17 protein-coding genes and 1 tRNA gene are annotated in these 14,378 nt (G+C 65.2%); 6 read left to right on the forward strand and 12 right to left on the reverse strand.

Features of this window, described 5'->3' with window-relative positions; all coding sequences use genetic code 11:
- Positions 1-56 precede the first annotated feature (56 nt).
- Positions 57-410 carry a YciI family protein gene (locus tag AB0J62_RS06480; RefSeq protein WP_363865036.1) on the reverse strand — a complete coding sequence of 118 codons (354 nt, stop codon included), beginning with the start codon at positions 408-410 and terminating at the stop codon, positions 57-59.
- Between the two features lie 120 nt (positions 411-530).
- Between AB0J62_RS06480 and AB0J62_RS06485 the strand changes: the two genes are divergently transcribed.
- The gene (locus AB0J62_RS06485; RefSeq protein ID WP_363865038.1) at positions 531-923 is read left to right on the forward strand and encodes a hypothetical protein; all 393 of its coding nucleotides are present in this window, start codon (positions 531-533) and stop codon (positions 921-923) included.
- Here the strand turns inward: AB0J62_RS06485 and AB0J62_RS06490 are convergent.
- From AB0J62_RS06490 to AB0J62_RS06515, 6 genes are all read right to left on the reverse strand, one after another.
- Complete coding sequence (locus AB0J62_RS06490; RefSeq protein WP_363865040.1) at positions 913-1,188, reverse strand: YggT family protein; 276 nt, start codon at positions 1,186-1,188, stop codon at positions 913-915. The two genes, AB0J62_RS06485 and AB0J62_RS06490, sit on opposite strands and share 11 nt — an antisense overlap.
- Before the next feature lie 600 nt (positions 1,189-1,788).
- A complete protein-coding gene (locus AB0J62_RS06495; RefSeq protein ID WP_363865042.1) occupies positions 1,789-2,715 on the reverse strand; it encodes a PIN domain-containing protein in 927 nt (308 codons plus the stop codon).
- A gap of 192 nt (positions 2,716-2,907) precedes the next feature.
- Complete coding sequence (locus tag AB0J62_RS06500) at positions 2,908-3,504, reverse strand: hypothetical protein (RefSeq protein ID WP_363865044.1); 597 nt, start codon at positions 3,502-3,504, stop codon at positions 2,908-2,910.
- Positions 3,501-5,279 carry a hypothetical protein gene (locus AB0J62_RS06505; protein WP_363865046.1) on the reverse strand — a complete coding sequence of 593 codons (1,779 nt, stop codon included), beginning with the start codon at positions 5,277-5,279 and terminating at the stop codon, positions 3,501-3,503. Before AB0J62_RS06505 ends, AB0J62_RS06500 begins: the two co-directional genes overlap by 4 nt.
- A gap of 132 nt (positions 5,280-5,411) precedes the next feature.
- A complete protein-coding gene (locus AB0J62_RS06510; RefSeq protein WP_363865048.1) occupies positions 5,412-6,176 on the reverse strand; it encodes a hypothetical protein in 765 nt (254 codons plus the stop codon).
- Between the two features lie 299 nt (positions 6,177-6,475).
- Positions 6,476-6,561, reverse strand: a tRNA-Tyr gene (locus AB0J62_RS06515).
- A gap of 82 nt (positions 6,562-6,643) precedes the next feature.
- On the opposite strand from AB0J62_RS06515, the gene AB0J62_RS06520 reads away from it, so the two are divergent.
- Together AB0J62_RS06520 and AB0J62_RS06525 are read left to right on the forward strand one after the other, a co-directional pair.
- Positions 6,644-7,135: a YajQ family cyclic di-GMP-binding protein gene (locus tag AB0J62_RS06520; RefSeq protein WP_363865050.1), complete on the forward strand. Its 492-nt coding sequence runs from the start codon at positions 6,644-6,646 to the stop codon at positions 7,133-7,135.
- Between the two features lie 67 nt (positions 7,136-7,202).
- Positions 7,203-8,141 (forward strand): phosphotransferase, encoded by a 939-nt coding sequence (locus AB0J62_RS06525; RefSeq protein WP_363865052.1) that lies wholly within the window; start codon positions 7,203-7,205, stop codon positions 8,139-8,141.
- On the opposite strand, the gene AB0J62_RS06530 is transcribed toward AB0J62_RS06525, so the two are convergent.
- Complete coding sequence (locus tag AB0J62_RS06530) at positions 8,125-9,372, reverse strand: vanadium-dependent haloperoxidase (protein ID WP_363865054.1); 1,248 nt, start codon at positions 9,370-9,372, stop codon at positions 8,125-8,127. The genes AB0J62_RS06525 and AB0J62_RS06530 overlap by 17 nt on opposite strands.
- The gene (locus tag AB0J62_RS06535) at positions 9,369-9,653 is read right to left on the reverse strand and encodes a hypothetical protein (RefSeq protein WP_363865056.1); all 285 of its coding nucleotides are present in this window, start codon (positions 9,651-9,653) and stop codon (positions 9,369-9,371) included. Before AB0J62_RS06535 ends, AB0J62_RS06530 begins: the two co-directional genes overlap by 4 nt.
- 140 nt (positions 9,654-9,793) lie before the next feature.
- Between AB0J62_RS06535 and AB0J62_RS06540 the strand changes: the two genes are divergently transcribed.
- Positions 9,794-10,543, forward strand: coding sequence for a response regulator transcription factor (locus tag AB0J62_RS06540; protein WP_363865058.1), 750 nt, complete (start codon positions 9,794-9,796; stop codon positions 10,541-10,543).
- Here the strand turns inward: AB0J62_RS06540 and AB0J62_RS06545 are convergent.
- Complete coding sequence (locus AB0J62_RS06545; protein WP_363865060.1) at positions 10,540-11,274, reverse strand: hypothetical protein; 735 nt, start codon at positions 11,272-11,274, stop codon at positions 10,540-10,542. The two genes, AB0J62_RS06540 and AB0J62_RS06545, sit on opposite strands and share 4 nt — an antisense overlap.
- Before the next feature lie 10 nt (positions 11,275-11,284).
- Entirely contained in the window at positions 11,285-12,064 is a 780-nt protein-coding gene (locus AB0J62_RS06550; RefSeq protein WP_363865062.1) for an AraC family transcriptional regulator, read from the reverse strand.
- Between the two features lie 101 nt (positions 12,065-12,165).
- Between AB0J62_RS06550 and AB0J62_RS06555 the strand changes: the two genes are divergently transcribed.
- Complete coding sequence (locus tag AB0J62_RS06555; RefSeq protein WP_202871873.1) at positions 12,166-13,032, forward strand: phytanoyl-CoA dioxygenase family protein; 867 nt, start codon at positions 12,166-12,168, stop codon at positions 13,030-13,032.
- Positions 13,029-13,325: a hypothetical protein gene (locus tag AB0J62_RS06560; protein WP_363865064.1), complete on the forward strand. Its 297-nt coding sequence runs from the start codon at positions 13,029-13,031 to the stop codon at positions 13,323-13,325. Before AB0J62_RS06555 ends, AB0J62_RS06560 begins: the two co-directional genes overlap by 4 nt.
- Positions 13,326-13,328: 3 nt before the next feature.
- On the opposite strand, the gene AB0J62_RS06565 is transcribed toward AB0J62_RS06560, so the two are convergent.
- Complete coding sequence (locus AB0J62_RS06565; RefSeq protein ID WP_363865066.1) at positions 13,329-14,345, reverse strand: lactonase family protein; 1,017 nt, start codon at positions 14,343-14,345, stop codon at positions 13,329-13,331.
- Positions 14,346-14,378: the final 33 nt, after the last annotated feature.

Here is a 14,378-nt window from a genome sequence, read left to right on the forward strand (position 1 = left end):
CCGGTCAACCCGTAGACCAGTTACCCCTCCGCCGCGGCCTGGACCTAGCGGTTCAGTTACGCATCCGGATGGCGTCCGAACAGGCGTACCTCCTGCGGCCACCCACAGGCCTCGGCAACCTTGCCGGCCCACATCTTGGCGACCTCGTCGTCGGGCACGTCCACCACGGTGAGCCCGCCGAGGAACTCCTTGGACTCGACGTACGGCCCGTCGGTGATCAGCACGTCACCGCTGTTCGGGTCGGCGGTGTAGATCGGTCCGTCCTCCTCGAGTCCGCCGGCGAACACATACACCCCCGCCGTCTTCATCTCGTCCACCACAGCCTTCGCCAACGGCGCCCGCTGCCCGAACCATTCCGGCGTGTGGTCGCCCACCCACTGCTGGTTGAAGTAGATGAGGTACTCAGGCATGCCCTGCTCCTTAGCTAGAGCGGACCCCGCGTCCGCCTCTACCCACGCTACGAACGCCATGCCCCGGATCCGACAACCGACTCCGGAATTCTGAGAATCAGGCCCGTTACGATCTCGCTCATGGCCCACTACCTCTTCAACCTGACGAAGACGGACCCGCCCACCGGCCAATCCCTGCCCGACCTGGCCGCGGCCTTCCTGCGCTCCAACAGCTGGCCCGTCGACCCCGCCGAGCCACACGCCCAGGCCCTCACGGCAGGCGACCAGGTCCTCCTGTACCTCGGCCCGCCGTACCGCGTCTTCATCGGCCGCGCCGAACTAGCCTCCGCGTGGACCGACGCCACCCACGGCGTACAGCTGACTCACATCGAGCACTGGACCCGACCCGTCCCGATGGAAACCGTCCTCGCCAGAATCCCCCCGACCGAGAACGCCCACGCCGATTTCCCCCGAGCGGTCGTCCGAATCACAGCCGTCGAATACGAATCCGCCGTGGCGACAGCTACAGACTGAAAGCAATCGACCGCAGAATCAGCGCCGCGAAAAACACCGCCGTAAACGCCAGATCGAACGCCATCCCCCCGGCCCGCACCGGCCGCAGCCGACGCCGCACCGGCGCAATCACCGGCTCCGTCCAAGCATGCGTCACCCCCCGAACCCGCCCCACCCACTGCGGGCCGCCGGCCAACACCCCCGTCCAGTCCAGCACCATCCGCACAATCAACAGCAAGATAAAGGCCGACAAGACGTACCCCACCAGGGCACCAATGAGGCTCATAACCCACACTCCTCCACGACCACCCGGCCGTCTCCCCCAGTATCACCACCCCACCCCACCCAAATTGCCCCAAACCCCATCTTCTTAGCCGACTATCAGCCGCCGAGCGAAGCGAAGGCCCAGCCAACCGCAAACCTGACCCAACAGGTGGGCTGACCGCCCAACTCAACCCCGGAGCCGAGCGAAACAAAGGCCCCGCGGCCGCCCAACCTGAGCCAGCAGGTGAGCTGACTGCCCACCCCAGCCACGGAGCCGAGCGAAGCGAAGGCGCAAGGGGGTGCGGGTGGCGGAGCCCCCGCTCGCGGCAAGCGAAGCGCAGCCGCACAAAACGACGAAGGCGAGGCGGTCAGCGCAAGAATTGCGCGACACACCTCGCCCATCGCCTTCGTGGCGGGTGCAGGGTTCGAACCTGCGTAGGCATACGCCGACAGATTTACAGAGACCGCGTTGGCCGCCGTTCACCTCGGAAGACAGCCAACCTGGCGGCATCGTCGACACGACCTCGACAAGCGGCATCGAGGTAGCCCTCAACTAGCGAAAGCGGCGCTGCGTCCCCCAAGAATCGTCTTCGCTGGCCGCCGGCACTACCTGTCCGTGGGGCTACGGGCTGCAGCGCCACCACGAGATCGCCCACCGCCTCTTCTTCGCAGCCGCAGGCTTGCCTGCGGCTGGTGGGCTTGCCTTGCGATGGTCGTCCGGCAATCTCACTGGTGTCAGGCCCATCTGGCGTGCTCGCAGTCGCATGCCAAAGTCGTTAGTCAGGACGCGAGCCCCGGTGTCCGGACAGAGGCCAGCCAGATCTCCCGCGCACCGCAAGATCGCGAGGTCGACGTCGGAACCGCGGTCGTCCGTGTCTACCCAAACCTCCAAGGAGACTCCTGGCCGGAGCTCTACCGCCTCGCCAGGTGGAGTCCCATCTAGAACACGCTCCAGATAGCGGATCGCCGTAGCTGCCCTCTTAGCCAGCTCGCCCTCGCCGTACTTCTGCCGATCCAGCTCGTCAATCACCTGGAGTGGAACGACGAGTCGGACGACCCGAGTGTCCTCGCCTTGATCGCGCAAGACTTCGCGCCACAGAATGTCGCCGGGCTGCCGCCAATGGTTCAGCATGTTTGTGTCGTAGACGACGGGGAGGCCGGGCCTGGCCGCCAGCTTCTCGAGCGCACCAAACTCCGCTCGCGCCTCCTCCAGTGCCCTCACCTGGGTCTCTAGCTCGGTCCTGAGCGCATAGTTCTCCGCGCTCACCGCACGCATGACGTTGGCTGCATGATCCGGATCTTGGATCGGGCCTGTGAATGCCGCGCGATCCCGGCCGATCTTCATCAGATTCCAATAGGCCACGGAATGCAGACCACCGCCCAGATCTGGCGCCGCAAAGGCCACCTTGAGAGTCGAATAGGTGCGGTAGACAGCGTTGATGTAGTCACCATGGAAGTCCTGCGAACCTAGAGCGTTGCGGAACTCCAACTCCGCCCGTCTGAGTACGTCGTCGGCGTACGCCAGCGTGACACCTGGATTCAATCTCATGCGGGAGATGCTGGCAGAGTCGCCGAACCATGGCGAGCGTCCAAGAGTGGTTCTTTACAGCCCACCCCTCAACCTGCCCTCTGACCAGGCAAACGCTGTTCGTGGACGACGTGAAGGCACGATCGGGGCCGGAGGGCGCCGAATCACGGCCTCAGCAGGCATCACACTGTGCGGACGTGGCGCTGCGGCGATCTATCCAGATGAGCGCTTGTGTAAACGCTTCGCGGATCCCGGTGACGGTTCCCTCAGAGAGAAGGCCGCCACCTCTGGCCAGTTGCCGGGCCATCGCTGATCGAGCAATTGCTTGATGTCGGATATGGCATCAGCGAACTGGTCCCGCAGCCCGCCCATCTCGTCCAGCGTCCCACCGACTGTCTGGTACTCGGCCAAGTTGGCCCGTTTACGCTTCGGCAGGGCGCGCGTCGCTTCGATGCGGCCATCAGGTGCACGCATCCAGAAGCTGTGTGCGACGGCGTTGCGCCGTTCAATGAGGCCAGCACAGTCGTCCCAAAGTCCGTGAAGGAAATCGGCACTCGCTACCGACACCAAGACGTCTTGTAGCCTCCGGCAGACGCCGAGCGCTGCGCCTCCGCTCTCCCCCAGCAAGCGGTCCCGGATCTCGTCGCGAACCACTGTTGGGGCTTGCCCGTCCTCACCGCCTTTGTGCCACAGAAGTACGGATGCGAGCACAACCAGCATGTTCTCCAGTGCCGCCGCGTGGACAATCACCTCGCCAATTGCGGCGAAGTCGTCGCGCGTCAGGTCGGCCGGCCTCGCCGGTTCGCTCATACTTGAGTCCCTTCTCCCGCAATCGACTCGCCAGCAAGCGCCCCCTCCGGTTCGACCGGAACAGCAGTGACGAGCACAACGTCGCTGTCACCAGGCACCAGACGAATCGAGTCGCCTGCCCGGAGAGCGCCAGATTCTAGGGGAGCAGCGAGTCGGGCAGTAGGCAGATGATACCGGACCTGCATATCAAGCTCAATTTCCCGGCCATTGATGGGGAAAGTCAGCGGACGAGAGAAAGCAACCTGGAACTGCTCATGCGTCAATGACGCTTCAGTCGTCCCATTGTATGTAAGTGGAAGCTCCCTCCATTTCTCCTCCAGAGTTTCTCCCTGAAGCAATTTAGCAGTCCTGGCGAGCCTTTGCAGGTAGACCTCATCGACGGCATCGAGGTCAGGCATCGTTATACGTTCGAAGGTATGCCGCTGAATCTCCCGCAGCGCCTCAATCACCTTCAGAAGTGGCCCCCACTTATCAACGTCCACCTTGTGCGTTTGCCAGATAGCCGTGAGTGGCTTTCCATCGCGGATTGCAATCTGTAGACCGGTCTCATCAGTAATGCTCGCAAGGAACTGCACCGAATCATGAATGACGCCGGGCGCCTTCGCCGCCACCGGGGCCACTTGTATGTGGATCCGAGCTTCCTTGCCGACCGCGCCAGTCGTTACCTCGACCGTCAAGAGGCTCGACGGATCCTTTGCGGCGAGGAAGATCCCACCGGTCGTTGAATCGACCGCGCCCATGACCGTTACGCCCTCAAGATCAATCGACCTCAGAATCTCCGCACCATCAGCAGATACCAACCGAAGTTCGAGATCTGGGTATTCATCTTGACCCGAAGCAGGGAAGAACGAGATTCTGCCGAGCCGACCCCCGCCCCCATCAATCCCCGGTGGACCCACCAGGTCCTTAACTCTACCAGCGACGCCATCTATTGGCTTTCCAAAGTTGAAAAAGTCGAGCAGCGCGGTATGCTCCTCCGTCCCAGGCTTAGCCTCAAGCTGCAGCGTTCCGGTGATCGGACGAAAATGGAACGAGTGTTCAGACAGTGGAATGAGTCGCAAGATGGAATAGTATGAGTCGTCGAGCTGCTCGTATTGGATCCATGCAACTGACCTTGAAGAATCAACGTCCTGCATCCACGGCACCTCGGACAGCTTCCCCGCACGAATCTCGAACTCATATCGATAAAACGGGTCAATCTCGTTCAGAGCCGCCGCCAATGAGCGGTGCCTATCTTTGACGGCTTCGAGTAGATCGGATTTCGAATCACCCGATGACGGCAGAGCCTTACCAGCATTGGTCGCGAGGGTCATCAATTCGATTACCCTCGTCGCACCATCGCCAAAGTAGTAATCCACGAGACGCGGGTTCCCGGCAGCCATCCCGTCCAACTGCTTGCGCCCAAGCCAACCAACATGATCAAGGCCAGCGGAACTGGTCAGTTCTTCGAGCCATTGCAAGCGATCATTCGTTGGGTCCCAAGGCATCACAAGGTTCCAGGAGTGCACGGGCATCCTGGGCAGGGACTTTTCCACGAAGGTCTTCCATGACTCTTCGACGCTGGCAACCTCACGGGAAGCTAGCGGCCGCGAATAGCGCTTGACCTGATACACATCCCATGCGCTCGCCTCATCATTCCAGATGCGAATATCAATGCCTTTGTCGCCACGAGATGGTGTTATTTGATTTCCGCGCGGACGTCCGAGAAGGAGCATCGCGGCGACGAAATCCTCGACCTTCTCACCAGACTCGCGTTCCCAGTTGATTGTGGTCATCTTCCCCCTGTTGGCCGGGCTGTGACAATCGCAGCCTGTATGTTGCTGCTCGGCGGACTCAGCAGATCATGGCGTCGTCTAGCGGCTGCAGAATCCTCCCTACACCGATTGCTTCGCCGAGCCTCACTCGTGTTAGCCAGAACGCCGGCGGAAAGTGAGCTTAAACTGCTCAAATCGCTTCAGATGGTCTCGCATCGCTTCGGCGGCACTATCCAACCTCTCTCGATCCTGCTCACTGGCCGCAAGAACGCGTTCAAGCCGTTGCGCTTCCACCTCGTTTCCTTCCATCCGAGCCACCTTGATCTTTTCCTCAATCTCGGCGAGACCCTGATCGATAACGCGGCGGGCCTGATCGGCTAGCCTCACCCCTTCTGCCGAAGCTTCGAGAGCCCTACTTGACAACACATAATCCTGAGTACTGACCTCGTATCCCGCTACCTGGGGCACAGACCCTTCCCACTCGATAAGCGGACTTGGGATACGCCCCTCCTTGAGATGCCAGTTGTGGGACTCGTTGTACTGTGCCGCCTCATATCCGGCCGTGAAGGACGCAGAGATCACGGCTTCCACATCCTTCTTGAGGTCTTCCAGCCTCGCCGTCGTCGGTACTGCGCTAACGGCGTCCTCGGTCTCATCCGAGGGCCGCGCGGCCTCTTCGATCTGAGCCCGCACCGTCTCCACTAAGATGCCGGCCGACTTCGAGATGTCCTGGTTGGCCGCAATCTGCTCACTCGGATCGAACTTCATCGTTCCGACTGGCGTATCTGCTTCCCTGAGTCGCTGGACAACGTCACCGAGCTTGGTCCGGAAGAGGATGAGCCCGAGCACAACAACGGCCGGCCATACGACGACCCGAGCCGATTCATTGATCTGGTTCCAGATCTCAACCCCCTGCATGCGCTGATTCTGACGTATCCCGGTCGCATCGGCATCCAGGCGGTGAAGTCGCCCGCGAGCGGCCGCTTGCCTGCACCCGGCCCCGGATCAACCCCAACACAGGGCGGATCCTGCGCGGGCATGGCGCCGGACGTGCGAGGAGCGCCCAGCAGTCCGGTGGGCGTTGAGTCTGTCCCGACGGAACTTCGACACGTATTCGACAGGAACGGCCGTAGATCTCCGGTGACAACCGGACACAACCGGACACAGCAAGAGAGCCTCTGGTCTGCGTTTCCGCAGGTCAGAGGCTCTTTTGGTGCTGGTGGCGGGTGCAGGGTTCGAACCTGCGTAGGCATACGCCGACAGATTTACAGTCTGCTCCCTTTGGCCGCTCGGGCAACCCGCCAGGGTGCTGCCGGTTCGTGAACCGGCGTGGGAGACGATACAACAGGTAGTGGCCCTGACAGCAAATCGGAAAGGATGTGCCCATGGCTTCGGAGTCCTCCTTCGACATCGTGAACAAGGTGGACCGTCAGGAGGTGGACAACGCCGTGAACCAGGCGGCGAAGGAGATCAGCCAGCGGTTCGACTTCAAGAACGTGGACGCCGGGATCAAGTGGTCCGGTGAGTCGATCGACATGCAGGCGAACACCGAGGAGCGGGTGAGCGCCGTGCTGGACGTGTTCAAGGACAAGCTGGTCAAGCGGCAGATCTCGCTCAAGGGGCTGGACGCGGACGAGCCGAAGCTGTCCGGGAAGATCTACAAGATCACCGCCACGATCGACGCCGGCATCACGCAGGAGAACGCGAAGAAGCTGTCCAAGCTGATCCGCGACGAGGGCCCGAAGGGCGTCAAGGCGCAGATCCAGGGCGAGGAGCTCCGCGTCTCCAGCAAGAGCCGCGACGACCTGCAGGCGGTGCAGGCCCTGATCAAGGGCCAGGACCTCGACTTCGCCGTCCAGTTCGTCAACTACCGCTGACCCGCCGACCCCGCCACGCCCGGTAATCGGTTCGCACCCGCGACGGTTGCCGGGCATGCTGGCGGGCGTGGGTGAGACGTTGCTGCGGAAGTGGCTGCTGGCGGACTTCGGGCTCGAGGTGGTGGAGCTCACACCGGTGGCGTACGGCGCTGATATCGCCGCGCAGGTGTGGAAGGCGGGTACGGCGACCAACACGTACGCCGTGAAGTGGAGCGCCGCCGGGACGAACACCGGTCACCAGGTCGCGGCGTTCCTGGCGGACAGCGGGCTGCCCGGCGTACCGGAGCTGATCCGGACCACGGAGGGCGGCCTGTGGTCCGTCCATGCGAAGAAGCGGCTGACGATCACGCCGTGGATTGACGGCGTACGCGCGGCTCAATCGGGGCTGACGGACCAGCAGTGGTCGGAGTACGGCGCGCTGATCCGGCGGGTGCACGACTCGGAGCCGCCGGAGCGCCTGAGGGATGCCCTGCCGAAGCACAGCCACATCGACGTACGGACGCCGGCCATCGCGGAGGAGGTCGGCAGGCGCCTCGAGACGCCCGAGGGGGAGGTCGAGGAGGAGCTGGCGGCGGTGTGGAAGCAATACGAGCACATCATCGCGGACCTCAGAACCAACCGCCCGCCGGCGCCGTCCGGCCCGCGGGTGGTCTGCCACGGCGACCCGCACCTCGGCAACGTCCTGGTCGACGAGCACCTCCACCTCATCGACTGGGACGACGTCATCTTGGCGCCCCGCGAGCAGGACCTGATGTTCATGCTCGGCGGCATGGGCGCCGTCGGCCCCACCACGCCGGCGCAACTAGAAGCGTTCCTCGACGGCTACGGCCCCCACGCCATCGACCAGGACGCCATCCATTACTACCGCCACGTCAGAGCCTTCGAGGACGTCATCGGCTGGTCCCACCAGGCCATCACCGGTCCCGACGAGTCCTACGCGCTGGCCGTGGTCAAGGGCATCCTCGACCACGGCCTGGCGGCTCTGGCGGTCAGTGCCGAGCGCTGATCCAGCCAGCAACCTGAGTGCCCAGTACGTCGCCGTCCACCATCGAGTGACGCAAGTGCAGCCCTGAGACGATCCGAGCCTCCCGTACGTCGCTCCGTACGGCGGACAGGTCCGGGTACACACGCGTCGTACCGGTGACCAGGCTGGACACCCCCACACGCACATGTGAAGTGTGGAAGAACGCCTGCAGCGCCGTAGTCACGCCAGCCGTGAAGCAGGCATGGCCGGACGGGTACTCCGGATGGTTCGCGTTCAGCAGCGGCTGCCAGCTCGGATCGGCGTGAGTACGCGGGTTGCCATCGGTGTCCGCGCGCTGCACAGCATGCACCGGCCGCCACGACAGATAGTGGAACTTGGCATCCCAGCACGCGATCACCGAGTCGCCGGCCGACACATGTGCCAGTGCAAGCAGCTGCGCCGCACCAGACAGTGACAGGTGCCGGTCAGCCGCCAGTTGCAACAGCGTCCGACTCCACTGCTGCGCAGTCTGCTCGGACCAGAACAGAGCCGTCTCGGTCTGCCGAGCAGTCCGAGTCGTACTGTCCTTCTGGCCGAGCGAAGCGACCTCAGCCACGTCCCGTGCGTACCGCTTGCTCGTCAGCGCATCCGGCCCGTCCGGACGGAACTGCGCGCGATACCTGAGCGCCAGCGGCCGGACCTGAGTCAGCACGATGTCCACCGGCGGTGTCGGCAGCGTCGGCTCCCACACACCCGGTCCCGGCGTCCGCTGCACATACGGCACGGTGTTGCCCAGCCCATCCCCCGCACGCCACGCCAGCACTGCGGCCGCCACCGACCGCCCCAATGCCACGCCGCGGTCCTTCGCGCGCCCGGCCGGCACGCCGGCCAGATAGTCGGCGTACGTCGAGTCCAGCCCAGCGGCATTGGGTACGCGAGCCCGCAGTACGCCGTACGCCGCCGTCGCAACCGCCGCCGCGGGAGACGCCCGATGATCCGGCCGTACGGCGAACTTGAACGGCCGGCCGTATCCCAGCCCGGCCACTGTGTCCGCGATCGCGATGTGCACGATTCCGAGCAGCACCTCCGAACTGGCCGGCGGACGACCGGCAACGATCGCCTGCGTCGCGTACCGGCTCCAATCAAGCACCGGCGCAGCATTGGCCGAACTCGCCCCGGCCGAACTGGCGGGGGCCGGTGGCGACAACCCCGCCCCGGTCAGAACCAAAGCTCCACCGACCAGCAACGCGACCCGCCGCGGCAGCAGTCTCATGAGAGCCCCGCGTGCATCCGGGGCCGATGCAGGACGAAGGCGGTCAGGATCGATGCGATGACGGCCGCGCACAGCATCAAGCCGATCACCTGCAGTGTGGACGGTCCCACCGCGTGAACGATCGATGGTGCGACGTCCGACGGCGGGGCACTCGTGGGTGCGGCGACGGGTGAATGCCCCGAGGGATCACGCGGCTCCATGGCGAACGCCGTACCGGACAAGGCCACCGCGGACAGGACCAGCGTGACGAGCAGTGCGGCCAGACGAGTCAGTAGTTTCATGGTCGTTCCTTCCCGAGAACGGGCGGCGAGATACCGCCCTCATCCACGGTTGCCGCGACCGGACCCCGCGGGCCATACGCAGTTCGGCGTATTGCCCCGTGCGGGATCGGGCCTAGGCTGAATTCCAGGGGGAGGAAGCCATGGAACAGTTGACAGTCACCGAACGCGATCTGCGCCGCATGCTCGACGTCGTCGATCACCAGCGGTGGGGCGGCGCCGGGCAGGAGTTCCCGCGGGAGGTACTCCGTGCGCTCCGCGAGCTGATCCCGGCCGACGACATCACGTTCCAGGTGAGCCGGCCGCACGACCGCGTCTTCATCGGCCTGGAGGAGCTGACCACCCTGCCGCTGGAGACGGAAGACGAATGGGACGACCTGTTCTGGCAGTTGTACTGGCGGCACAAGACCTGCAGTCGGCCCCAGCAGACCGGTGACCACGAAAGCGTCTGGATGCTGTCCGACTACCTGTCCTCGCGTCAACTGGTGAACAGCGAGGAGGGCCTGTGGGATCGGATGCACGGGGTACACAGCGAGATCGCAGTGCCGTTCCCCGAGCACGACGGTGAGGACCGCCGGTTGCTCCTGTTCCGGACCGACGGACCTGGTTTCTCGGAGCGTGAGCGGTTGATGCTTCAGCTGCTCCGGCCGCACCTGGTCGACATCCGCCGCGACCTAGAGCGCCGTCGGGCCGGCATCCCCGATCTGACCAGTCGCCAGTGGGAGCTGCTACGTCTGGTCGCGGCCGGGCACAGCAACACCCAGATCGCCCGCCGGCTATTCGTTGCCGAGGGCACCGTTCGCAAGCACCTGGAGAACATCTACGAGCGCCTCGGCGTGAACAGCCGCACCGCCGCCGTCGCTACGGCGTTCCCCGTCGCCAATACGGCCTAGGCGTGGCGGAGCCAGATGTTAGGCTCCACGTACGTGCCGAGGTCGGCGTCGCGGTCGACCTCGAGAGTCGTCAGGCCGGAAGGGATCGTGTAGGTGCCGGACGACGGGAACAGCATCGACGTCCACTTCTCCCATTCGGCGACCGTGCCGGTCATGGTCTGCGACGCGGGCGCCGGGGCGAGCAGAGTCGCGCCGAGGCGGACGTGCGTGCGGAGCCAGGGGTCCAGGGGCAGACCATCGGAACGGGTCCAGGTCATGAAGGTTTCGATCGGAGTCAGCGGGTAGCGCGACTTCAGGGTAGGGCGGACCGGCGCGATGACCTGCGGGAGGCCGCCGGCGATCGCACGGTCGCGGACGGCCGTGATCACGCGGCCGGCGTGGCCCTGGCCCTGTTCGTCGGAGCGTACGGCGGCCGCCATCAGCACGAAGGTGTTGGGTACGACGCCTTCCTCGTACGACGTCACCGCGCGCGCCAGCGAGTCCGTGAACCCACCGGGCAGATCGGCGACCGTCCCGTCCCACGCGATCGGCACTCCCCAGCACCCCGCGATCAGCCGCTCGTCGGACGACACGAGATAGAACTCCCACTGCGGGAAGTACTGCACGCGCCGCTCCCGGTACGGCTTCACGCCCTCGTCGTGGAAGATGAACTCCGGCCACTCCTCGACGAAGCGCCGCTCGGCCTCCTCGTCGTACTGCGGGGCGTCGGCGACCGGGATCAGCTCATACATGCCTGGAACGCTAGCCCGCCGCCCCCGCTCCGGCCACCGCATTACGCACCGCGCGCGGCGACGCGCCGAGCTCGCGGTGGCAGGTCTTGTTGAAGGCCTGCAGGTCAGGGATCCCCACCGATGCGGCCACCGCGGGGATGGACAACGTGGACGACACCAGCAGGTGGCGGGCGCGGTTCATCCGGCGGGTGCGGATGTAGGCGATGACCGTCTGACCGGTCTCGTGCTGGAAGAGCCGGGTCAGGTGGTTGTGCGAGACACCGGCCAGCCGGGCCAGCGCGGGCACGGTCAGCGGTTGGGCGAGGTTCGCCTCGATGTAGGCGACGGCGGCCGCGACGGCTGGATGCCCGGTCTCGGTCGTGGCCGGCGTGAGGTCGGCGATGCGCCACAACGCGGTCCAGACCTCGGCGGTGGTGCGGCCGGAGCCGGACGGGGAGGATTCGATGGCGGACCGCAGCAGCGTGGAGAGCAGGGGCGCAATCGCAGCCGCGTCCTGTACGACGGGGACATGCGACGGCTGGCCGGACACACGCGGGCGGAAGTGGGCGTACAGGTGTTCCGAACGGCCCAGGTAGTCGAACTGCACCGACGCCCCCGCGGGTGTGAGAGAGACGCAGCCCGGCGTGACGGCGTAGGTGGTGCCGTCGACGGTCAGGTCGGCCGTGTAGTTGTAGACGTGCAGCTGCCAGAGGTCCGGCAGGCGGAAGACATCCCTGCGCTTGCGCACCCCGTGGATCCCCGCGCCGACGTTCACCACCTCGGGCGGACTGGCCAGATGCAGCTCGATCATGGTGAGAAATTACCACTAGTGGTGATCACAGCCCACGCGAGACAACGCTGTCCAAACTTACGCTGGAGGAGTAGTAACCACTACCCACCATGGGAGTCTTGATGCCCCATCCGCATCGCAAGCACCTGCTCACCTCGGTACAGATGGCGCATTTCGTGGCCACCGGCGCGCTCCGGATGGACGCCGTCGTACCGGACGACATGAACCAGCAGGCGATCGAGGTCCTGAAAGCCGGGGTGCCGGCCGTCCCGTACGGCACTCCGTTGTCCGAGGCGTTCGTGGACAGCGACTTCGTCCAGCGGCTGGTGGAGTTGCCGGAGGTCGCCGGCGCCATCCACAGCCTGGTCGGCCCCGAGCCGACCGTCGACCACCACGCCGTGCACATCCGCAAGGCGCACGAGGGCGAGGCGCAGAACCTGCACGGTGACGCGATCATCGACGTTCGCACCGACGCCTTCGACGTACAACTCATGTACTACCCGCAGGACGTGACGCTCGAGATGGGCGGCACGCTCAGCGTTCCCGGCAGCCACCTGCGCCGGACCAACGAGTCCGACACCGGCCGCTACCAGAACCTGCTCGGCCAGACCCGACTGGTCTGCCCGGCCGGCACCGTCCAGTTCCTGCACCACGGCATCTGGCACGGCGGTCGCAAGAACGACAGCGACCTGGACCGCTACATGTTCAAGATCCGGTTCAACCCGACCGTCCGGCAGGTCCGGCTCTGGAACACCGACGACCTGTACGACGACGCGGTCGCGGCCGAGCTCGAGCAGAACTTCCCCTGGTACGAGAACGCTACCGGCCGGCTGGAGAAGTACAACCGCATCGTGCTGTGGCGGGCGATCAGCGGTGATGACACCTACGACCCGAACTACTGGGTCACCCGCGTCTCGAACCGGCCGCAGCGCGTCATCACCGACCGCGCCAACAACCCGCACGCCAAGGTCAAGAAGGAGATGGTATGACCGCCACCGCAGAGACCCCGCTCCGGACTGGTCTGCGCCAGCAGGTGCTGGTCCTCTACCTGGCCTCCTCCGCGCTGGACGCGCGCGTGGTCGGCTGGTCGACGTACGACGGCACGGGCGAGACCCACCCCACCACGGGTGACTCCGACGAGCCGCCGTACACGACCGGACTGGACGCGCTCAAGGACGGCTGGCGTCTGTTCCAGGCGTCGCAGCTGAACCCGCCGTACCCGGGTCACGAGTACGACGTGTCGTTCCTCAAGCACGAGTTCTTCTTCGAGAAGCTCGTCTAGGACCTACACCGGCAGGATGCACACCGGCTTCGGCCAGCTGACCGGCTCACCTGTAGCGGTCAGCCGGCCGTCGTCGGCGATGCCGAACGTCGCGATCTGGTCCGAGCGCTCGTTGGCGGCGTACAGCGTCCGTCCGTCGTTGCTGAAGGCAAGGTGTCGCGGCCAGTCGCCGCCGGAGCCGATGGTCTGCACCAGTTCCACCGACAGGCCGTCGGCCGCGGTCGCGAAGACCGCGATGGTGTTGTCGCCGCGGTTCGAGCCGTACAGGTACCGGCCGTCGGCGGAGATCAGCAACTCGGCCGGGAAGTTCTCCCCCGGCGAGTCGGCCGGCCTCGTCGAGGCGGTCTGCACGGTCTGCAGCTTCCCGGCGGCGTAGCTGCAGACGGTCAGCGTCGAGTCGAGCTCGTTGATGACGTACGCCGCGCCCGCCGTCGGGTGGAACACGACGTGCCGCGGTCCCGCACCCGGGTGGATGTGCAGCCGGTCGACCTCCTCCAACTGCCCGTCCTCGGTGAGCGTCGACGAGTACACGGTGTCGGACCCGAGGTCGACGTCGAACACGTAGTCACCGGCCGGGTCGAACGCGATCTGATGCGCGTGCGGACCTTCCTGACGCTCGGCATTCGGTCCGGTCCCGGAGCGCTGAAGGAAGTACGCCCTCTCGCCGAGCGAGCCGTCCTCGTTGATCGGGTGGACGGCGACGGACCCGGACGTGTAGTTGGCCGACAGGACGAACCGGCCGGACGGGTCGACGTCCACATGGCAGGGGTGCATGCCGCCGGTCGGCTGCTGGTTGAGCAGCTCGAGGCCGCCGTCCGGCTGGATCGCGAACGCGGCGATCCGGCCGTTGTCCTCCTCGTCGGTCGAGTAGAGGAACCGCCCGTCCGCGGACCTGACCAGGAACGACGGGTCGGCGATCGTCGCGACAGTCTGCAGCCCGTCCAACGTGCCGAATGCGATCCCGTCCCCGCCGCCGGCCTGACTGGTGTAGCTCCCGACATAGATCCGCTCAGAAGTCATGAGCCCTACCCTGCCAGGTCGGCGGCTTTCCGG

The organism is Kribbella sp. NPDC049584, assembly GCF_040675555.1.
Classification (GTDB): domain Bacteria; phylum Actinomycetota; class Actinomycetes; order Propionibacteriales; family Kribbellaceae; genus Kribbella.